Genomic DNA, 19,924 nt, shown 5'->3' with positions numbered 1-19,924 from the left:
CACTTTCTCCGAAAAGCGGCCGCCCGAACCGTCGACGCTGTCTGCCTCGCCATCGGCCAGGTTCTGCAGCTCTTCACGCCCAAAGAATGCGCAAGCTACTTGGCAAACTCAGGATATGCACGAACCTGACTTCATCACGCTCTAGTGGACTCGACATCGTGCGCAAGGCCTTAAGCCAGCATGAAATCGCGGCCATCCAGACCACCCGGATTGAATCGACCACAGGACAGGTCCAGCTAACCACGCTGCTTGCCCATTCCTCCGGCGAATGGATTTCATCCGACTGGCCGGTATGCGCCGCTAAGGATACCGAGGCCCCCCACCGGATGGGGGTGGCGCTGACCTATGCCCGCCGCTATGCCCTGTTCGCCCTGGTCGGCATCGCCGGGGAGGACGATCTGGATGCACCCGATACCCTGGTCGGCTTACCGGCCGCCGAGCCCTACCCCAGTAACGGCACCGGCGGCAAAAAAGGAAGAGGCGTTCTAGTGCGTCCCCCAACACTCACCGCACAACAATCGGCCAAGCTGCGCGACGAAATGCCGAAGGAGGTCAACTCTCGGAATACCGAAAACGAACTTCTCTTGTGGGCAAAGAACAGCCTTCCCCGCAAGAATACCCTGATCGAGGCCGACGCCCGAACTGTCGAGGCTGCCTACCAGCGGAAGCTCGGAGAAGCCGCACTTCCCGATATCGAAAGCGGCACTCCTGAAGCCGAAAGCTCCCTCCCTCTTGTCGATATCGCAACGCCCGCGGTCGGACTTGCGTTTCCAAGGAGTCGGCCCGCAAGCGAAGCAAGGCACACTTGGCATTCGTCCGGGGCCGGCCCTGTCTCGTGTGCAAACAAACCCCATCGGACCCCCATCATCTGAAGTTCGCTCAACCGAGAGCTTTGGGCCGCAAAGTTAGCGATGAGTTTACGGTCCCACTCTGCCGAAATCACCACCAGGAACTGCACCGGAAGGGGAACGAAAAGGCATGGTGGGCTGACGTGCAGATAGCACCGTTGCCGATCGCGAAGCAGCTTTGGGGCGCAAGCCCGATCCATAGCAAAGCCGGTATCGTTACGCCTTCGGATGCATCCGGCGAGCTCAACTCAGGAGCTTCGCAGTATGAAATCAAAGCTGACACAGCAACGCCAACCTGTGATAGTGGATGATATGGTGATCGAGAGACCAGCAGTTTTTTTTGATCGTGACGGTGTCCTCAATGAGGACACCGGATATGTGTTTGAGAGCACCAAGTTACGCTGGATCGAGGGAGCACAAGAGGCGGTAAAGATCGTAAATGATGCCGGGTACTTTGCCTTCGTGGTTACCAATCAGTCGGGCGTCGCAAGAGGCATGTATGAAGAGGCTCACGTCAATGCGCTACATGATTGGATGGCGGCGGAGCTGGCAAAGACTGGAGCCCACATAGACGCTTTTGAATATTGCCCATATCATCCCGAGGCCACAGTGGAGACGTACCGTCGCATAAGTGATAGACGAAAACCGGGCGCGGGTATGATTACCGATCTCTTAAAGCGGTTTCCGGTCGATGTCTCTCGTAGTATTCTCGTCGGCGACAATCCAACTGATCTGGAGGCCGCCCGCCTGGCCGGAGTAAGAGGGCTCTTATTTGCGGGAGGCAACCTCGCAAAGTTTTTGACGCCACTTTTGGACCTAAATCGGCAGTAAGCCGCGTAAACTTCACCGGACTTCCATTCGCACCAATCGTTGTCCAGGCTCGTACTTGAGAATATCCTTAGAACCCGGATACCGGGTTAGCTCTACGCCATTCAAGATATAGAGATCGTCCGTATGCTTGCAGCGCCATTCGCCGCGGCCGGATAGCGGCAGATCAATCTTCTCGCCAAACGCACTCACCCACCCAACTTGGCGCGCCGGCGTTCCCACCATCATTGACCAGTCCTTTGAGCTCTTAGTCAGCGTAGCGCCGGCCGCAAGAAACGTTCCAACCCCGCAAGTAACGTCGGGAACAACCGTGGAATTCGCACCCAAGGTCGTCCCGGTTTTCACCAATGTCTTCCTGAATACCGCATGACGATTGACCGCGGCACGGGGAAAGGAGATGTGGGTAAACACCATATAAGGCGCACAGAACACGAAATCCTCAAGCTCAACATGCGAGAAGATCGAGACGGAATTGCCAAGCCGGCACGCGTTGCCGACAATGGCATTGCGCTCAACATACGTGTTCTGACCCAGGCTGCAGTTCTCGCCGATCGCGGCGCCTGGCGCGACGTGCGAGAAATACCAGACCCTCGTGAACTTGCCGACCTTCGCTCCCTCCTCGACCACGGCGGTCGGATGGATAAAGGGTTGCGGCTCATCTGATTCCGGAATCCTCATACGGGATGCTTCCCCTCCCTAGTACAGTTTCAGCACCCACAATGCTGATGATGCGCCCTCGCCTGGCTCCATCGTATATTAAGAAAACCCTTTGCGGATCAAGGCGGAAGTGCAGAAACCGGCTGAACCCGGAGCCATATATAACGCGGCCCCGACGAGGACAGATCCCGGTCAAGTGAGCGGGTTTCGCAGTCCTCGCTCAAAGCTTGTGATATTCGCGATACCATTTCACAAATCGTTCGATGCCATCCTCGATCGAGGTCGCGGGCTTGAACCCGATATCGCGCGCCAGGTCGTCGATGTCGGCGTAGGTCGCGGGCACATCGCCGGGCTGCATCGGCAGCATTTCCTTCGTTGCCGTCCGGCCGAGTTTTTCCTCGAGCAGTGAAACTACGCGCAAAAGTTCCTCGGGAGTGTTGTTGCCGATGTTGTAGATTTTCCACGGCGCCTTGCTGCTCGATGGATCAGCCGCAACAGAGTCCTGGTTGCCCTGAGGCGGACGGCCGATCAGCCGCATGATCGCCTCGGTGACGTCGTCAACATAGGTGAAGTCGCGACGCATATTGCCATTGTTGAACAGCTTGATCGGCGTTCCGCTCAAGATCGCGTTTGCGAAAATGAACATGGCCATGTCCGGGCGTCCCCATGGGCCGTAAACAGTAAAGAACCGCAAGCCTGTGGCAGGGATGCGGTAAAGGTGGCTGTAAGCATGCGCCATCAGCTCATTGGCCTTTTTTGACGCGGCATAAAGGCTGATCGGATGATCGACGTTGTCACGCACGGAGAACGGCAACTTCGTATTGCTGCCGTAGACCGACGATGACGATGCGAAAAGCAGATGCTTGCACGCGTTGTGGCGGCAGCCCTCGAGCACATTAATGAAGCCCTCGAGGTTCGCATCCACATATGCATGTGGATGATCCAACGAATAGCGCACGCCGGCCTGAGCGGCGAGATGAACAACCTCGGGAAAGCGATACTCGGCAAAAAGCGCTTTCATACCGGCACGATCGGTCAGATCCAGTTTCACGAAACAAAATCCGGGATCGCGCTTCAATATTTCAAGCCGCGCCTCCTTCAGCCGCGGGTCGTAGTAGTCGTTGACCATGTCGAGGCCAACGACTTTGCGACCGGCTGCCAATAGGCGCTGAGCCACATGGAAACCGATAAAGCCGGCAGTTCCGGTGACTAACAACATTTTTCCAGTTTCTCTTATAACCGCCAAAGCTCAATACCCGCGGGCTTGGAGCCGCGGTCCAGCCTCGTCTTGACGTCAAAGACGAGGCCCTCCCCATCGCGCAGCAATCGCTGCATGAGCCGCCAGCTTCCCTCAACATATGCATCGTGCGCGACCGCTAGGATGATGGCATCTGCTGGATCCAGTTCGCTGATGTCACGCACAGCAATCCCATATTCCTCCTCAATGGCACGCGCATCTGCAAGAGGGTCGGCGACCTGCACCTGGACACCAAATGACCGCAATTCGCGCACAACGTCTATGACACGGGAATTGCGGATGTCGGGCACGTTCTCCTTGAACGTCATGCCGAGAACAGTCACAACCCCGCCTCGTCCCTTCCGTCGCAACAGACCGCGAATGCACTCTCGCGCGATCTCACGTCCCATTTCATCGTTGATGCGACGGCCGGCGAGAATAACTTCCGGATGGTAGCCAACCCTCTCGGCACGATAAGTCAGGTAATAGGGATCGACGCCGATGCAGTGGCCGCCGACGAGACCGGGCTGAAAAGGAAGAAAATTCCATTTGGTGCTTGCTGCGGCGAGTACGTCGCCGGTGTCAATCTCGAGCGCCTGGAAAATTAGCGACAGCTCATTCATGAAAGCGATGTTGAGGTCGCGCTGGGTGTTCTCGATTACTTTTGCTGCTTCCGCAACTTTGATCGAAGGTGCTCGGTGAATGCCGGCAGTTATTACCGATCCGTAGACATCAGCGATGATGTCGAGTGTCTCCCCGTTCTGGGCGGAGACAACCTTGGTGATGGTTTCAAACCGATGCTTCTTGTCGCCGGGATTGATACGCTCGGGTGAATAGCCGACGTTGAAATCCGACCCCGCCTTGAGGTTAGAGGCCTGTTCCAGGATCGGCACACATTCTTCTTCGACGGCCCCGGGGTAAACGGTCGATTCGTAGACCACAATGTCGCCCCTCTTCAGTGCCGCGCCCACTAGGCGCGAAGCCTCGAAAATGGCATGCAAATCGGGCCTGCGAGCGCCGTCAATCGGGGTTGGAACCGTTACGATGAAAAAATCAGCAGAGCGCAGCGGGGCGACGTCGGCCGTAATATTCAGCGACTCCAGCTTGAGTGCGGAAGCGTCGACCTCACGGGTCCAGTCCCGCCCTGCCTGCAGGTCCCTGATACGGGTCGCATCGATGTCAAAGCCGATCACCGGCCTGCCGCTTCGGGCGAATGCCGCGGCAACAGGTAGCCCGACATAACCGAGTCCAATGACAGCGATCTTTCGGCCGCATGACATAAATGATTTTCCAGGCTCTAGGATTGTTGACGCTGTTCCGCCCACTGTTTAGCCAGCGGATGATGGAGACTGCAAGGGGTTGCATATGTCCCATGAAACAGACAGGGCTTACCCCGCAAGGCCTTCTAGAGACACCTCAAATCGGCAATTTGTGCCAGGGCGCTGGCCCTGGAACAGAGCTTCTCCTCTTGAGCCTTGGCGCTCCGTCACTCCTCGCCCTCAAGACTCGAGGCGCTCTGCCTAGGAAAATGGTTGAGAGACCTTCGCGCCGAGCATCTGATTTCCGGGGCTGCTCTGCGCAACCCAAGGTTGGGGCCAACGACTCTCAACGCGCCACTGCAAAGAGCCTGTACGCGTTCTAAAATGTGAAAGTGGTGACTGCGCGGCTCCGGCTTGCTGTGCACTTAAGTTTGGAGCGAGGGATTTTTCGGTGACGAAAGCCTTGGGAGCGACGACTAGCTCTAGCGTCACGGTCCGCGTGTTCGTCGGTTCCATAGCACAACTTAACGGTCAGGAAAGTTGACTTAGGCCGTAACCAACGTACAAGGTTTCCATAATCAGCGTGTCGGGCTACCGTGCCCAGTTCCTCGGCTATTAACAGTGTGGGTGTTATGAGTTTGACTGACCGCGAATCGCATTTCGAGTTCGGGGAAAACTGGAGAAGCTATTCGAAGACGATTGACCAGAAGCGTGTCGACTCAGCTATCGAGGGCGTTAGAAAGCTTTTTCCTGGCGGGCTGGCCGGAAGGACATTTCTGGACATCGGCTGCGGCTCGGGTCTGCACTCGCTTGCTGCATTGTCGCTCGGCGCAGCATCCGTTCTAGCGATCGATATCGACGAGAATTCGGTCAGCACCACACGCGCGCTGCTTGGCAGCCGAGCGCCAAACGCGAAGTGGGACACAAAAATTGCTTCTATTTTTGATGCATCTGCCGACGAGCTTGGCCAATTTGACGTGGTCTACTCTTGGGGCGTCCTACATCACACAGGCGATATGTGGCGTGCGATTGATTGCGCCACCAAGTTTGTGAGTCCAGACGCGCAGTTCGCGCTTGCGATTTATTCTGCAACCGCTTGTGACAACATCTGGAAGACCGAAAAGAAGTTTTACGCACACGCACCTCGCTCCATTCAGTGGGCGATAAGGCAAGCGTATATAGGGGCCTTTCTGGCCGCAAGAACCCTCCGATCATGGGAGAGCCCCATCGCGTACGTGCGAAATTACCCCAAGATGCGGGGCATGAATTTTTCGCACGATGTCCATGACTGGCTCGGCGGCCACCCCTATGAAACAGCAACAGCGACCGAGATCCGCGACCGCGTCTGCCGTATGGGCTTTGCTGAGGAGCGTTCGTTCCCACTTCCCACCACCATCGGCTTGTTTGGATCGGGATGTCACGAGTTCGTTTTCAGAAGAATGCGGTGATGTCACAACGCAGAGCCGGCGAAGACGTAACGAAACACTAGCGGGATACGGCCGCGCGCCCGGAGCAAGGTCTCTCCTCGATAAATCTCGGGGCAATGGTGGCGTTGCCCTCTCAGCGACCAAATCCGCATCGTTTAACGTGCTGCGGCGGCGGGAAGGCGCAGTGGTTCGTCAGGCTCAAGCTGGCGACGAAGCCAACCATCAGCTAACATTCAATCCGGATCACTTCGTGGAGTGCCCGGTCCCTTGATATCATCAAGAAATACTATGTGGGCTCGGATCTTCGCGGCCTTTTTGATCCTTAGCCTCGCTTCATCTCTCCTGCTTATCGAAGCGGGGTTGGTGAGGCGCGAGCTCGTTGTCCCGGGGCCATTTACCGGCGCCGAGAGCCCGACGAAGATGTTCAGCATCCCTATCCCACAGGCGGCTCCCTTTCTTGTTGCCCGTGATGATTCGGTGGGTGACGGAAACCGCTCGAGGCTTCGATTATGGGCGAACGGTACCGAACTTACGAAGGCCCATGCGCTGCACGATGACATTCGCTCGGGCGCTTCGGACGCCTTCAGTCACTGGGGAGGGTCGGTCTACTTCTTGCTTCCACCAGGAACCGACAACGCGCCTGGCACGAGTGTCAAGCTCAACTACCCCATACAACTCGCTTCGCCGTGGTTGACACTAATTCTGCTTGCCCTGCTTGGTGCGATTTGGTTTGCGGTCGCGAGACCTTTGTTCACGCGCGACAGGATCGCTAGGTTCGCGACGGTCGGATGGATGACGCTGCTCGTCGCGAGTTGGGTTTTCGCAGCCGCGTCGGCGATCTACAGCGCAACAATAATATACGGCCTCCTGTCTGGTTACGCCCTACCGACGACAGCTATCTTCTTTCTCTCATCGAGCGCCTCCAGCCTGCATCGCGCCTGGCTTTTTTTACCTTGGAGCCTTCTGGGTATTGCGACAACAGGAGCGGCGATTTCTTGGGTGGCGGCGAGACTTCCGTCCGATCATTGGCAAACGGGAGAACAAAGGCTTACTAATTTTTGGAATCACGCGGCGATACCAATAATTTTCTTGACTTTCCTGTTCGATATGAGCGGCGGAGGCTGGAGCGGGCACCATCTGAGGACAGACCTCAATTATATGAGTAATGCTGGGCTAACACCCTCCTCGGACGCGGTAGCCTATTATTCTTCAGCATTCGAAATCGGCTACTGGGGGCATTGGAATTGGATCGCCTCGCAACGCCCTTTTGCGGCAGCACTACGCAGTCTGACTGTATTCCTCGGGGGTGAGACCTATCAAGGGACGTTAGTCGTTCAAACCGCCCTTGTAACACTTGGCATCGCATTTGCTCTCAGAAGCGTCGTAGCTTGGCGAGGATTCTGGGTTGGGCTGGCCTTTTTCGCGCTGGTCTACGGGCTCATCCGACCATTCCTTCCAACCATGCTGACCGAGAACCTCGGCTTCCTGTGGGCAATGATCTCGATCGGCTTTTTTGCTGAATCCCTTCGGCGTCAATCGCTTCCCATGGGGCTCCTCGGATTCGCCACTTTAACCGGTGCGCTGATGACGCGAATGGGAAGCATGTTCAGTATCCCCGCGTTAATGGCGTGGCTTCCCTTTGCGTTTGCTCGACAGTGGCGTCCTCGGCTGACGGTACTTGTCGGAGCGGTCGGAATTGCCGTCGGTGTGGTGGCAGCCAACGGGTTGCTCGGCTGGCTTTACGGGGCGCCAGGCAGTGAGTCCGGCGGCAATTTTTCGTCGGTCCTGTGCGGGCTTGCGCACGGCTCGAATTGGGGGGCCTGCTACAACCTGCTCTCGACCCAAATTGGGTCGGCGCAGTCGATAAGCGCTACGAACCACATGTTTTACGCTGAAGCGATGCGCGCCTTTCGACAAGATCCTTTCATAGCTCTTCATGGGCTTTGGAGAAATGGCTCTTCCTTCGCCTATGACCTCCCAGCGATGCTTGTCGAGCAATATTTGCGCATCGATCACCTAGACCGCAGCTACCTCAACATCGGCGTGCTGTTGTTAGTACCAGGGTGGACATACTTGCTTGCGAAACCGGGAAGATCTCGACTGGTTTGCTTCGCACTCCTACTAGGCATCAGTTCCATTTTTTCCGCGGCCGTCATTTTCGCGGACGACGGGACCCGAACGATGATTGTCGCCTATGTCTTCGCGGCGTTCCTTGTGTCGCTTGGTCTCTCAACGCCAGGCAGCTTCGTTGCGGCGAAAATGCCCCCCTTGTCTTGGCAGCGTTCTACGTGCGTGTTGGTAGCGACCCTTTTTGTGCTGTTAGTCATTCCGCCCATACAAGGAGCGGCAGTCCGATGGGCGTCTAAATTCCCTCCTCCGATCTCACCCGGCAGAACCGATACCAGCACCATTCCTGGAAGGCCCATCATGACCGGATTTATAGTAGTGCCAGATGGATCGAAGCGAAGAGATGACATTCCGTCTCTCGATCTGTCCCAATACACTGCAATGTACCGCGCGATCTATGCAACAGAGCTTGGGCCAGCAGCACTCAGTTATTTGCCTCAAGCACCTTTCGCCGTCGTATTTGCTGTACCGCAGGACTTACAACTGGGATTCTCTTACTTTGTTGGCCCGCCAGAGCTGATGACCAATAGAACACCTAGTCATTGGCGTCTGGAGTTCGATTACGCTCGGAGCCCGCCGCGTGGGCAGCCTTTTCTTTTGGTCAGTAAAGCGACGCCGGCCGAGTACTAGCCAAAGTCTCATCCAACAACACGCCGATGCGACCACAGCTTTGCAGATATTCCAGCGTCGCAAAAGTGAGGCGCTGGCAGCCGCATATAGTAGAACACCAGCTTCATCAACATACCCTGCATAGCGGGCGATTGGCACGGTGTTAGCCAGCCGTGTGTCAGCAACGAGACACAATATGGAACGACCGCATCTTGACTCTTGGATCAAGGCAGCAGAGCGCCTGAGTGTTAATCTACCCGTGCTATGGCATTAATGCCGGCACCGTCTGCAATCATCCGCTGCAACTCCCGCGCGGTCGAGGGCAACGGCTTAAAGGTTCTCTCATCGTAAAAGCGATATCCGTTCGGAATGAAGTGAGAGAGTAGCTGATCCAAGGAGGTGCCGCGCTCCTCGAGTACATAAGGCGAGAGTTCCATAACAAAAATGGGACGTACCTCCCGGAGCAAGGCTCTGGCCCCGCTCAAAACATCGCACTCAAAGCCGTCAACATCGAGCTTAACTAATTGCACTTTCCGGTCCGCGAGTTCGGCGAGCGCACTGTCCAGGCTCCGAGCTTGCGCGGCTTCCGTCCGCATTTCGCGGCCGAGATGCTTGGCATGAAGTCCAGCCTCGCGTGCAAGCGGCCAACTGGAATATACAGCTGCCGGGACCCGATCACCATCATGCGAAGCCAGAAAACAATGGCAGGGGGTGACCCGGGCGTTGAGTCCCGGGTTGAGTTCCAGATTTCGGCAAAGCTTGCGGAAAGCGAAATCGGTCGGCTCAAAGGCGAGCACGCGTCCGTTCAGGCCGACCAGCTGCGCAAGATGGAGGGTGTGCGCGCCGATGTTGGCGCCAATATCCACGACCAGAGACGAAGGGGAGACCAGACGCCGCAACGCCGTCTTCGTCTGGCGCTCATAAACATTTCCCAGATAGATCGCAAAATCGATCCCTTGGGAGAGGTCAAGCTCGTAGGTGATGCCGTCCCTCACGACAATCTCGCGATCAGTCCGCCCCAGAATAGTGCGCCCCACGCGAACGACGCGATAGATCGCACGAGCACCGGCAATCTTGTGCACGGTTTTCATCGAGAAATTCCGATTTTCAAATCAGGGTCGAGAGGCACTTTTAGCCGAGTGACGTTACGGTGTAAACTCTCCCAGCCGCGCCGTTTCGTGGTGCGCCTCCAATTGCCGGAGTCCAGATGTTTGCAAATCTCATAACACAATCCGCGGTTCGTCTTTTCGGATTGGCTACGAAGCTCGGTGCCGATCGCCTGCCAGCCTTCGACCGGCTCTTTCTGGCGCTCTACACCGGCTACAAGCGGCATTTTGAAGCCGGTCCGGTCGAACGACTTCGCGAATTCGTCCCGGAGGGATCCGTCGCTATCGATGTCGGTGCAAATATCGGCTTCTTCGCACGTCGTTTCGCACATTGGGTGGGCACTGGTGAGGTCATTGCGATCGAGCCGGAAGAGCGCAACTATCAAATCCTGTTATCGACGCTTAAGAACGAAGGCCTGCTTGCCAGAGTACGTACCCTTAAAGCCGTGGCCGCTGCGACTGCCGGGACGATGTACCTTGAAGTCAACCGTCTTCACCCTGCAGATCACAAGCTTATTTTCGACGGTACGGGCGTGGCAGTGACTGCCGTGAGGCTGGACGACCTCATCTCGGATAAGGGCGTCTTGAGACCAAGCCTGGTCAAGATCGACGTTCAAGGGGCGGAGATGTTGGTTCTGCAGGGGGCATCCGAGATCCTAAGGCAATCCGGTCCAGCCCTCTTTATCGAGCTGTCGGAGGAAGGATTGAACAAGTTCGGAAGCTCCGTGACCGCGATCCTCGATCATCTCACGCAGCATGGCTATACGGCGTATTGGTTGATGCGAAAAGGTCCGCACCAGAAGGCAACCCAGGAGGAGATCCACGCAAGGGTCGCGAGGCACAGCTACGTCGACGTCTTGTTTTTGAGGCCGTCCGACGCACCAGTGCAGGCTGGCTAAACACGTCGCCCCTCAAGAGGCGCATGTTCCTGATGCGGAATCAGCGAGAGGCTAATGGTTAGCGAAGGCGATGCCATTGACGCCACTCAAACGATTGTTTAGCCACCCTACCAGTAAGACCGCAAGGGTGGAAGTGAAGTCGGACGCTCAGCGATCGTCGAAGCTGACGGTTGACAGACGGGGGCTCATTATCTGCTATTCCGAATGCGCGCCTTTTGAACCGGGCGCGATGATCGGGCCATTTGGATTTGAGATGATCTGAGAATGTGTGGCATCGCCGGTTTCGTAGCCAGCCCTCCACGTCAACAATCCCTCGCTCAACTCGAGACAATTGCGCGGGCGATGGATTCATCTCTTGCGCATCGTGGCCCTGATGGTAACGGCATCTGGATCGATCCAGAAGCTGGCGCAGCGCTCGTGCACCGCCGGTTGGCGGTCGTGGATCTCTCTCCGGCCGGCCATCAACCGATGATGTCCGCTAATCGCCGCTTCGTCATCACTTACAATGGCGAAGTCTATAGCCATCTTGAGATTCGGGCTGAGCTCGAGGCCAGCGGCGTTCGATTTCGTGGCCACTCGGATACCGAGGTCATCCTGGAATCCATCGCTCGACATGGTGTCAAGGCAACCGCTAACCGACTGATCGGCATGTTTGCGATCGCGGTTTGGGATAGACAGCAGCGAACCCTAACTCTGGTGCGAGACCGCGTCGGCATCAAGCCAGTCTATTGGGCGAAGATCAATGGGCTCTTCATCTTCGGCTCCGAACTAAAGGCGCTACGCGAACATCCAGGCTGGTCACCGCGCATCAAGCCCGATGCCGTCGCGGCTTTCATGCGACACAACTATATCCCCGCACCTCAAACCATTTACGAGGAGGTATACAAGCTTGAACCCGGAACAATTCTGACGCTTCCTTTCGGCGGTGAGCCACTTCTTGAGAAGTTTTGGGATGCGCGAAGTGTTGCGATTGACGGCCTTCGGAATCCGTTCAGGGAAGACGATACGACGCTTATCGACCGTGTAGAGGCATTGCTGACGGATGCCGTCGGCAGGAGGATGATGGCCGATGTGCCACTCGGTGCTTTTCTTTCAGGAGGCGTCGATTCATCACTGGTCGTTGCCCTGATGAAGGCGTCAAATTCTGCTCTCGTGAAGACGTTCTCGATCGGCTTTGAGAACGCGGATTTCAACGAGGCGCCATACGCATCCGCCATTGCAAAGCATCTCGGCACCGACCATACGGAACTGACCGTGACAGCACGTGACGCATTGAACGTAGTTCCGCGTCTTGCGGAGCTGTATGATGAACCCTTCGCGGACTCCTCGCAAATCCCGACCTATCTCATCTCGGCGATGACGCGAAAACACGTTACGGTTGCATTGTCCGGCGATGGCGGAGACGAGATTTTTGCAGGCTACAATCGTTACCAAATCGCTAAACGTTTCCACCGCGCACTTTCCGCAATCCCACGACCGATGCGAGGCATAATGGCTTCGGGCATTCGTTCGCTCCGTACAGAGCATTGGGACATGCTGGCGCGTATGTTGCCAGCGCCTCTGCCGCCGCTGGTTGGAGACAAACTTCACAAGGTAGCCCAGATCCTGGAACTATCAGATGGCGACGCCATCTATCGTCGCATCGTAAGCCATTGGGAACCTTCGGAAATTATCCCTAGCGCGAGAGAACCTCGAGGGCTTTTATGGGATAACTCGGTTCGTGCTGACTTTCCGTCCTCGCTCGACAGAATGCAGTTCCTTGATCTCGTCACCTATTTGCCGGACGACATCCTGGTCAAAGTGGATCGCGCGAGCATGGCTGTTGCTCTTGAAGCGCGAGTACCGTTGCTGGATCATCGCGTGATCGAGCTTGCATGGCGGCTGCCTCAATCACTCAAGATGCGGGGCGGTGTCACGAAATGGGTATTGCGTCAGGTGCTGTATCGACATGTTCCGCCCAAACTGATCGAGCGGCCCAAGATGGGCTTCGGGGTACCGCTTGGAGAGTGGCTCAGGGGTCCGCTGCGTGAATGGGCCAGCAGCCTGATCTTCGCGAAACAACTCGATCATGGCGGCTTGCTCGATGCACAGCTTGTTCGCCAGCGTTGGCAAGAGCACTTGGCAGGACACCGCAACTGGCAATACCTGCTGTGGGACGTGCTGATGCTCGAAGCGTGGCGCGAGCGGTGGGGCTGCTAGCCGCAGCGCCTCTTAGTAACGGATTTCCTCAATCTCTCTTGGCGATTTACCGGCCAGCAGGCCAAGATAAGTCGCCTCGTAGGCCGCGATGCAGCTGTCCAGCGTAAAGTATTGCTCCACGCGACGGCGTCCTTTGTCACCATAGTCGCGACGAAGCTGTGGATCGGACGCCAATTGCAGGATCGCATTGGCGAGTGCGGACGGATCGCGTGGAGGAACGACGAGCCCGGTCTCACCATCAATCACGGCCTCTGCATTGCCGCCGACGTCAGTGACAATCATCGGAAGGCTAGCCTGCATGCCTTCGATGATCGCGTTTGAGAATCCCTCCTCGTGCGAGGACAAGAGGCCGATGTCACTAGCGCTCAGCAGGTCCGGCACGTCGTTTCGCGGCCCCAGAAATGAAATCTTATCGGCAATACCGAACGACGTGGTCAAAGCTTTGGCCGCCGGCGCGACGCCGTCATCTCTCCCCACGACCAGAAGCCGCCAGTCTGCCGGAAGCTGGTCGGCCACCCGGCCGAATGCCTCAATGAGATCGAGATGTCCTTTGTAAGGGATCAGGTTTGCAACAATGACAAAAACCAAGGTGGCGTCATTGACGCCGAGCGCATCGCGGACCCCGTCGCGGCGGGCTCGCGGACGCATTTCCCTGTCCAATCCATTGTAGATCAACCCCAGCCGCTCCGCTCTTACGCCTTCCAATTCAAGCTGCCTGGCCACGCTGTGAGAGTTCGCCAGAATGGCGGTCATGAAGGAATGCCAGCGGCGTTCAAGGAAGCCTGCCACGCGATACTTGTCTTGATACACGTTCAAGCTGCGTCGGCTCATAATGCGCAACTTGATCCCCGCCAATAGCGCGAGCGGTGCGCCGATCAAATAGGCTTCTGGCAGAAAAAAGTGAACGATCGTGAAGCGCCCTTTGATCAGTATGCTCAGCAGATCCAGCGCCATCAGCGGCAAACGAAAGATGCGCCCAATCGTGGAGATGCCGCACAAAGGTGACGTCGGTATTACCCTCACCCCACCGACGCGGAAATCCTTGGCCAAGGGACCTTCGCCGCCGGTGCTGTAGACCGCGACATTCCAGCCACGTGATCGCAGCGCTCGGGATATCGAAAGAAGATGCCTCTCCGTGCCACCGACGCTCAGTGAACTGACGACGAACAGAATATTGGCCGGGGATCGATCAGTCTGTTGCATCGAACTGTCAAAGAAATATCTCTATTCCCAACCTATCTCGGCAGGAATGACACCCCCTTTTGAGGGTACCAATCGTTCGCCAAGTTTGACATGCTTTTGCGCATGAACTGGACACAAATTCGAAGGCATTATTGGAGCCCCCTCAGCGTATCTCGCGCACGCTGCTTCATTGTACTACACGGAAGTGCCTGTTGTCGCGTGATCGCGTGCCGGCCGGTTCATACGGATTCCGCGATGGCTGGATAGATCCGAGGCGACAGTTCCAGTCTCGTCCGTCCCGTGCATCCGTCACAGCCCGCGTTAAGGCGGCTCACGGGCGTTGCTCTGACAGAAAACGCAACAACTGCCTAGCTAGACTACCTTTGCTGTTGTGGGTTATGTAAGCTGATTGCGCGTTAAGCTGGGTACGCTTCGATGAACGGAAAACTCCTACCGATTACGGACTTTGTGCATCGATCTGGATTTTGCTTTACAGCCCGTCTCCCGCAATTCGGAGACGCTATGGATGCCCCCTCGTCCTCGCAAACTCGACTTTTCGAAGACGGGTCAGAGATAGGCCCAGCACACTCACTTCATAAAGATATCGAAGAGCTAGGCTGCGGGCGCTACTCGCACTGGGGTCATGATTTCTATTTCTCGTCGAGCGACGGATCATCCCCGCAAAAGAACGGACGCCGCTATCATGCACTGCTTGAAGAGTCGGCGGAAAAACGGACGGTGCTGGACAAGACCACATTTCTCGCCATTCAGGCCGGGGTTCTCAAATACCCTTATAAAGGCATCTGGTGCTGCAAGAACCCGATCGACATGGCACTTTACCAGATGCTGATCTGGCGCGAGCGACCGCGGACCATCCTGGAACTCGGCACATTAAATGGCGGTAGTGCAATATGGTTCGCTGACATCCTCATGAACTTCGGCATCGATGGGCACGTTCATTCTCTGGATATAGCTCCCGTGCCCGACATAAAAAACCCGATGATCACCTTTTATCAAGGTGACATTCTAAATCTAATGGCGACGTGGCCCGCTGATTGGATTGCATCACTTCCGCGCCCTCTCTTGCTTATCGATGATGCCGGCCATCAGTACGAGATGTCCAAGGCCGCCCTTGAGTATGGCGCTCGCGTTCTTAGGAAAGGTGAATACTTGGTGGTCGAGGATGGTATAGCTACCCCGATGGATGCAGATAGACAGTTCAACGGTGGGCCACTTCGCGCTATCGATGAGTTTATATCATCGCGAACCGAATTCACTATCGATCGCGACATTTGCGACTTCTTTGGCAGGAACGTGACGTGGAACATCGACGGCTTCCTGCGTCGTGCGTGAGAGCGCTCATAGGCCAAACATCGGAACTCGCCGATCCGCTGCCCATTCGCGCCACGCCCGTAAGCTGCTCTGCCTAGATTATGGAACAATCGTCTCCGCGGTACGCACCAACTGCATATCCATGGCGACGAGGGAATTGGAGTAAAGCCTGCGCGCCCCAGCCACCACTTCGACCATCAAGCAGTCGAAGCGCATGTCGATTTTGGTCCCGTCGCTCTTTCCCATAGAAGCGGTTAGAAAGAACCGACCGGGCGCAAGACGATTGGTGAAGGCAACATCCAAGCAATAGCGATGGCCAGCGCGCAGAATGTTGGGAAAACCCTGCGGAGCCCAGAGACCTGTGTCCGTTCCGAAAACCTCAACCCCCTTCGGCGTCCGGATCAATAAACCTAGGACATAGTCGTCAATGTCTTCCCGTGCTTCGATTTCCCATCGGATGAGATACGTTCCGCCGACTTCCAAGTGCTGGCTTGGGCGGCCATCTTGGTCGAGAAGGCAAACGTCGGTGATCATGGCGCGATGATCGCCGTAGCGATGCTCACGCGGCATTTCTTCCTGGACAACAGCGCCTACGGAGCCCGCAACTGTTGGACGGGGCCCGGAAGCGAATAGGAGCTCGTGATAGAGCTTTCCAACGGCGTTTGGTTCACCATCGGCGAGGACCTTCCCACGGTCGAGGAGTATGGCTCGATCGCATACCGAAGTTAGTGAATTCAATTCGTGGCTGACAAGCAAGATCGTCTTTCCACGCTCGCGAAACGAGCGCATGCGATCAAAGGATTTGAGCTGAAACTTTGCATCTCCGACTGAAAGCGCCTCATCGACGATGAGAACATCGGCGTCGATCGATGTCGCCACGCTGAAGGTGAGCCGCGCTTGCATGCCGCTTGAATACGTCTTGAAAGGCCGATCGATGAACTCCTCCAGTTCGCTAAAGGCAATGATGTCTGCCTCACGCTCACGGATCTCCTCCCGCGAGAGGCCGAGACACAGCCCCCCGAGATAGACGTTCTCGCGACCCGTATATTCAGGATTAAACCCCGTACCGAGTTCCAAAATGGCGGAGACGCGGCCGTTCACCTCAAGCTGGCCGGACGTCGCCTCGAGCGTGCCGGCGACGATTTTGAGAAGCGTCGATTTGCCCGCTCCATTGCGGCCGATGAGGCCTACAACCTCTCCACTCCCGACTAAGAAACTGACGCCATCGAGCGCGACAAAATCCCGGTGTCGTTTCTTGCCCGTCAGCGCTTCGCGCACCATGTCGACGGGACTTTGGTAGACACGGAAGGACTTGGAGACATCTCTTGCAGAAATCGCAATCCTGGTCATAGCGCGTCTCCGAACATGTGGCTGAGACTGCGAAAGAGCCGATAGCCCAGCACCAGGACGAGAAGTGCGGTTGCAGGTGCCACAATCCACGACGATGGATGCGATAGATGACCAGAGACCGCATCGTGGTACATCCAAATATTGTGGCTCAGGGGGCTCAGATAGAAAACAAGTTCTAGCTTTGCCGGTACCATGCCAGGCGCATAGAGGATGGGATGCAGGAAAAGTCCTATCATGAGAAAAAGCTGAACGATATTACGCGTATCGCGCAGAAAAACGCCGGCCGCTGCCAACGCATAGGTGAGTCCAATCGCCAACGCGAGATGGCTCAATATCGGTAATGGCAAAAGAAGCCAGAAGAGTGGCCGCGCCGTGCCGTTGAGGAGCATCAGACCCAGCGGGAAGGCAAGCCCGATGGCCAGGACCACAAGGGTGGATAGCACCACCTTGAGCGGAAGGATATCGATCGGAAAGACGATCTGCTTCACAAGGCTGCGGCTTTCGAGGATCACGGTCGGCGCCCGGCTCAGCGCTTCCTGAAAAGCGAGCCATGGCACAAGGCCCGCCATCAAGAAGGCAGTATAGCCCAATCCACTATCGTGAGCATTGAGGCGGACCGCGAAGATGAAGGAAAATACGAAGACGTAGACCAGCATCATCAAGAGCGGCTGTCCGATCACCCAAAAAGCGCCGAAAGCCAATCCGGCCTGCCGCTCAAGAACGTCGCGTAGGGTCATCTCCCAAAGTAATTCGCGATATTGCCTGATGCTGCGCCATAGAAGGAGAAATGCTCGTACATTGGCAATAGGATCGAGGAAGCGGAGCACGCTCAAACAGCCCGCTTGCGTCCCAAAACATGCCAACCGCAGTTATGCGGCTCCTCCTTGTTCAAAGTGACGATCTCCGAAAACCCTTCCTTCTTGTACCACTCATGAACGACCTCTTCGGGTATCGTCCAATTGTAGAAGGTGTTCAACATGTCCAGATAGTTGATGGCATTTTGGGGATCCTGGGCGACCTTGAATGTAAAGGCGATCTTGTCCTCGACTGTTCGACACTCGCGATGAAAGCGACGTCGCATCTCGCGGACGGCGTCCGAGGCGTGATACGTGGGCGCGTAGACCATGGTGTAGAGGCTACCGCCCGGCTTGACCGTGGAGGCGACGCGCTCGAACGCTCGTTTTGGGTCGTGTGTGCACATTATCACGCCCCAGCACAGGGTGAAATCATAGACACCCATCAATTCGGGATGCTTGGCGATATCGAAGATATCAAGCCGACGCACGTCTCCGTTGAAACGTCGGGTCGATGCAAGAGCGCTTTCCGAAACATCGGCCGACGTAACCGTCGCTCCGAGCGACATCATGGTTCGCGTCCATCTCCCGGCTCCGCAGCCGATGTCGAGACAACGCTTACCCTGAAAATAATCGACCGGAAAACTGGGCTTCAGATAGAGGCGCCCACCGATCCCGCGCCGTTCGTCGAGGCCTGTGTAGCGACGCCAGGCAGCGACGAGAGGATACAGAGCGCCCCATTTGCGTCGCTCGATCACTCCCTTCACGCCGGTGAGTTCGAATATCCGATCATCAACGTAAGGATCAGTGACTTCGACGCCGGTGTGATCGCGAAAACCTTGTTTGCCTTCGAGAAAAAGGCGCCATTGATCGTCGAACTGATTGGCATAGGTGACTGGTTTGTAGCGCCCAGAAAATTCGTCGTTCCACACGACGACCCCGTCGTCAAAATCCGGGTTGCGAACGGGAACTCCCTCGAAATGAGCGTTCATCTCTCTTCCCTCATTATGAATGCGCCGCCGGAGGCCAAGTTTATGATCGGTTCGGGCTTGTCTGCCATGAATTCATCCACTGCTTGGGTCACACCGGGGCAAGAAACGAAGCCGTAATCATCGAGCAGGATCACACCTCGCGGACTCATGCGCGGATAGAAGAAGGCGATGGAATCAAGTGTCGGTCTATAGAGATCGACATCGATATGGACGAAACAGAAGCGCCGGTCGGCGACCTCGGAAAATCGCGCTGGTATCCATCCCTTATAAAGCTCGACGAAGGACGTAGGACCGAGTGGTGCCAAGGCACGCCAAACATCATCGAAATGAGATGTTAGATCGCCCTCCTTCCAGTAGGACTGGTCAATTGATTCGGGCTCAGAAAGACCCTGAAAAGAATCGAAAAGAAGCAACTTCTTGTTGAGTGCTGCCTGCTGGATGTGGCGTGCAAGAAAGTAGGCAGAGGCCCCCTTATAGGTACCACACTCGGCAACGTCCCCAGCGACCGAATAGACGAGCCGGAACAGCTCATTGAGGTTGAATTTGCGTTCGGCGGTTACATCGTTATCTGGCGAAAGACGGGCGAATTCCCGCGCAAACTCATCATCGTGGTCGATCAGTCGGCCATGATCAGGCAACAGCATGTTGCCCCAGATCCGACGAAAAGCGCGTCGCGCAGCATCGAACCTCTCCTGTAGCGGTACATCCTCAGATGAGGTCCTGACGCGGTCGATTAGCGACCACTCTGGATCGGAGCCCACATCAGTGGGGATATAGAGATGATAGCAGCGGCTGTCCGAAAGCGGTGTCGTGTTGTCGCTACTTGAAAAATAGAGATTCCCGTTCCAATGCGAAAATCGACCGTTGCCATGAGCCCGGATACTGTCGTGAGATACGTGCATCGGCCCGAGTGCCACACCGTTCTCGAACAAGATGGCAGATGAGCTGTACGGATCGTGTTCGCTGTCCCCCGAAGGTGCATCCAACGGGAGCTCGTAAACGTAGCAATAGCCATGATCGAGCTTAATCCGACTTGGATCCAGCGAGATCAAAACCGACTTGGAGCTGTTCAGCATTC

General features: G+C 56.2%; 17 protein-coding genes. 8 read left to right on the top strand and 9 right to left on the bottom strand.

Going from position 1 to position 19,924, the window contains the following annotated elements; genetic code table 11:
• The 3 genes from ACZIRK_RS28770 to ACZIRK_RS28760 all read left to right on the top strand — a co-directional run.
• On the top strand, positions 1-872 hold an 872-nt coding region (locus ACZIRK_RS28770; RefSeq protein ID WP_474418659.1), incomplete at its 5' end, for an ERF family protein.
• Positions 836-1,159 carry a DUF968 domain-containing protein gene (locus tag ACZIRK_RS28765; protein WP_474418658.1) on the top strand — a complete coding sequence of 108 codons (324 nt, stop codon included), beginning with the start codon at positions 836-838 and terminating at the stop codon, positions 1,157-1,159. The genes ACZIRK_RS28770 and ACZIRK_RS28765, both read left to right, overlap by 37 nt.
• Positions 1,113-1,679, top strand: a complete 567-nt coding sequence (locus tag ACZIRK_RS28760) for a D-glycero-alpha-D-manno-heptose-1,7-bisphosphate 7-phosphatase (RefSeq protein WP_474418657.1) — start codon at positions 1,113-1,115, stop codon at positions 1,677-1,679. The genes ACZIRK_RS28765 and ACZIRK_RS28760 overlap by 47 nt, the downstream gene beginning before the upstream one ends.
• A 12-nt stretch (positions 1,680-1,691) precedes the next feature.
• Here the strand turns inward: ACZIRK_RS28760 and ACZIRK_RS28755 are convergent, their stop codons facing one another.
• The 3 genes from ACZIRK_RS28755 to ACZIRK_RS28745 all read right to left on the bottom strand — a co-directional run bounded on the left by ACZIRK_RS28755 (position 1,692) and on the right by ACZIRK_RS28745 (position 4,850).
• The gene (locus ACZIRK_RS28755; RefSeq protein ID WP_474418656.1) at positions 1,692-2,354 is read right to left on the bottom strand and encodes an acyltransferase; all 663 of its coding nucleotides are present in this window, start codon (positions 2,352-2,354) and stop codon (positions 1,692-1,694) included.
• 199 nt (positions 2,355-2,553) lie between these two features.
• Entirely contained in the window at positions 2,554-3,552 is a 999-nt protein-coding gene (locus tag ACZIRK_RS28750; RefSeq protein WP_474418655.1) for an NAD-dependent epimerase, read from the bottom strand.
• Between the two features lie 14 nt (positions 3,553-3,566).
• The gene (locus ACZIRK_RS28745; protein ID WP_474418654.1) at positions 3,567-4,850 is read right to left on the bottom strand and encodes a nucleotide sugar dehydrogenase; all 1,284 of its coding nucleotides are present in this window, start codon (positions 4,848-4,850) and stop codon (positions 3,567-3,569) included.
• Positions 4,851-5,461: 611 nt separating this feature from the next.
• On the opposite strand from ACZIRK_RS28745, the gene ACZIRK_RS28740 reads away from it, so the two are divergent.
• A complete protein-coding gene (locus ACZIRK_RS28740) occupies positions 5,462-6,277 on the top strand; it encodes a class I SAM-dependent methyltransferase (protein ID WP_474418653.1) in 816 nt (271 codons plus the stop codon).
• Positions 6,278-6,544: 267 nt separating this feature from the next.
• On the top strand, positions 6,545-9,013 hold the full coding sequence (locus ACZIRK_RS28735; protein ID WP_474418652.1) for a hypothetical protein: 2,469 nt from the start codon (positions 6,545-6,547) through the stop codon (positions 9,011-9,013).
• Between the two features lie 227 nt (positions 9,014-9,240).
• Here ACZIRK_RS28735 and ACZIRK_RS28730 read toward each other — a convergent pair whose 3' ends face one another.
• The gene (locus ACZIRK_RS28730; protein WP_474418651.1) at positions 9,241-10,083 is read right to left on the bottom strand and encodes an FkbM family methyltransferase; all 843 of its coding nucleotides are present in this window, start codon (positions 10,081-10,083) and stop codon (positions 9,241-9,243) included.
• 116 nt (positions 10,084-10,199) lie between these two features.
• Between ACZIRK_RS28730 and ACZIRK_RS28725 the strand changes: the two genes are divergently transcribed.
• Positions 10,200-10,997, top strand: coding sequence for an FkbM family methyltransferase (locus tag ACZIRK_RS28725; RefSeq protein ID WP_474418650.1), 798 nt, complete (start codon positions 10,200-10,202; stop codon positions 10,995-10,997).
• Positions 10,998-11,261: 264 nt separating this feature from the next.
• Complete coding sequence (gene asnB / locus ACZIRK_RS28720; RefSeq protein WP_474418649.1) at positions 11,262-13,196, top strand: asparagine synthase (glutamine-hydrolyzing); 1,935 nt, start codon at positions 11,262-11,264, stop codon at positions 13,194-13,196.
• Between the two features lie 12 nt (positions 13,197-13,208).
• Here the strand turns inward: asnB and ACZIRK_RS28715 are convergent, their stop codons facing one another.
• The gene (locus tag ACZIRK_RS28715; RefSeq protein ID WP_474418648.1) at positions 13,209-14,399 is read right to left on the bottom strand and encodes a glycosyltransferase; all 1,191 of its coding nucleotides are present in this window, start codon (positions 14,397-14,399) and stop codon (positions 13,209-13,211) included.
• Positions 14,400-14,900: 501 nt separating this feature from the next.
• Between ACZIRK_RS28715 and ACZIRK_RS28710 the strand changes: the two genes are divergently transcribed.
• Positions 14,901-15,731, top strand: a complete 831-nt coding sequence (locus tag ACZIRK_RS28710; RefSeq protein WP_474418647.1) for a CmcI family methyltransferase — start codon at positions 14,901-14,903, stop codon at positions 15,729-15,731.
• Between the two features lie 78 nt (positions 15,732-15,809).
• On the opposite strand, the gene ACZIRK_RS28705 is transcribed toward ACZIRK_RS28710, so the two are convergent.
• From ACZIRK_RS28705 to ACZIRK_RS28690, 4 genes are read right to left on the bottom strand one after another with little or no spacing between them, the layout of a single operon-like run.
• Positions 15,810-17,060, bottom strand: coding sequence for an ABC transporter ATP-binding protein (locus ACZIRK_RS28705; protein ID WP_474418646.1), 1,251 nt, complete (start codon positions 17,058-17,060; stop codon positions 15,810-15,812).
• A complete protein-coding gene (locus ACZIRK_RS28700) occupies positions 17,057-17,887 on the bottom strand; it encodes an ABC transporter permease (RefSeq protein ID WP_474418661.1) in 831 nt (276 codons plus the stop codon). The genes ACZIRK_RS28705 and ACZIRK_RS28700 overlap by 4 nt, the downstream gene beginning before the upstream one ends.
• A gap of 2 nt (positions 17,888-17,889) precedes the next feature.
• On the bottom strand, positions 17,890-18,846 hold the full coding sequence (locus ACZIRK_RS28695; RefSeq protein ID WP_474418645.1) for a class I SAM-dependent methyltransferase: 957 nt from the start codon (positions 18,844-18,846) through the stop codon (positions 17,890-17,892).
• On the bottom strand, positions 18,843-19,922 hold the full coding sequence (locus ACZIRK_RS28690; RefSeq protein WP_474418644.1) for a TylF/MycF/NovP-related O-methyltransferase: 1,080 nt from the start codon (positions 19,920-19,922) through the stop codon (positions 18,843-18,845). Before ACZIRK_RS28690 ends, ACZIRK_RS28695 begins: the two co-directional genes overlap by 4 nt.
• Positions 19,923-19,924: the final 2 nt, after the last annotated feature.

It is taken from the genome of Bradyrhizobium sp. Leo114 (genome assembly GCF_055229415.2).
The sequence above is the reverse complement of the archived record's forward strand: the minus strand, read 5'-3'. Positions and strand labels throughout refer to the sequence as shown.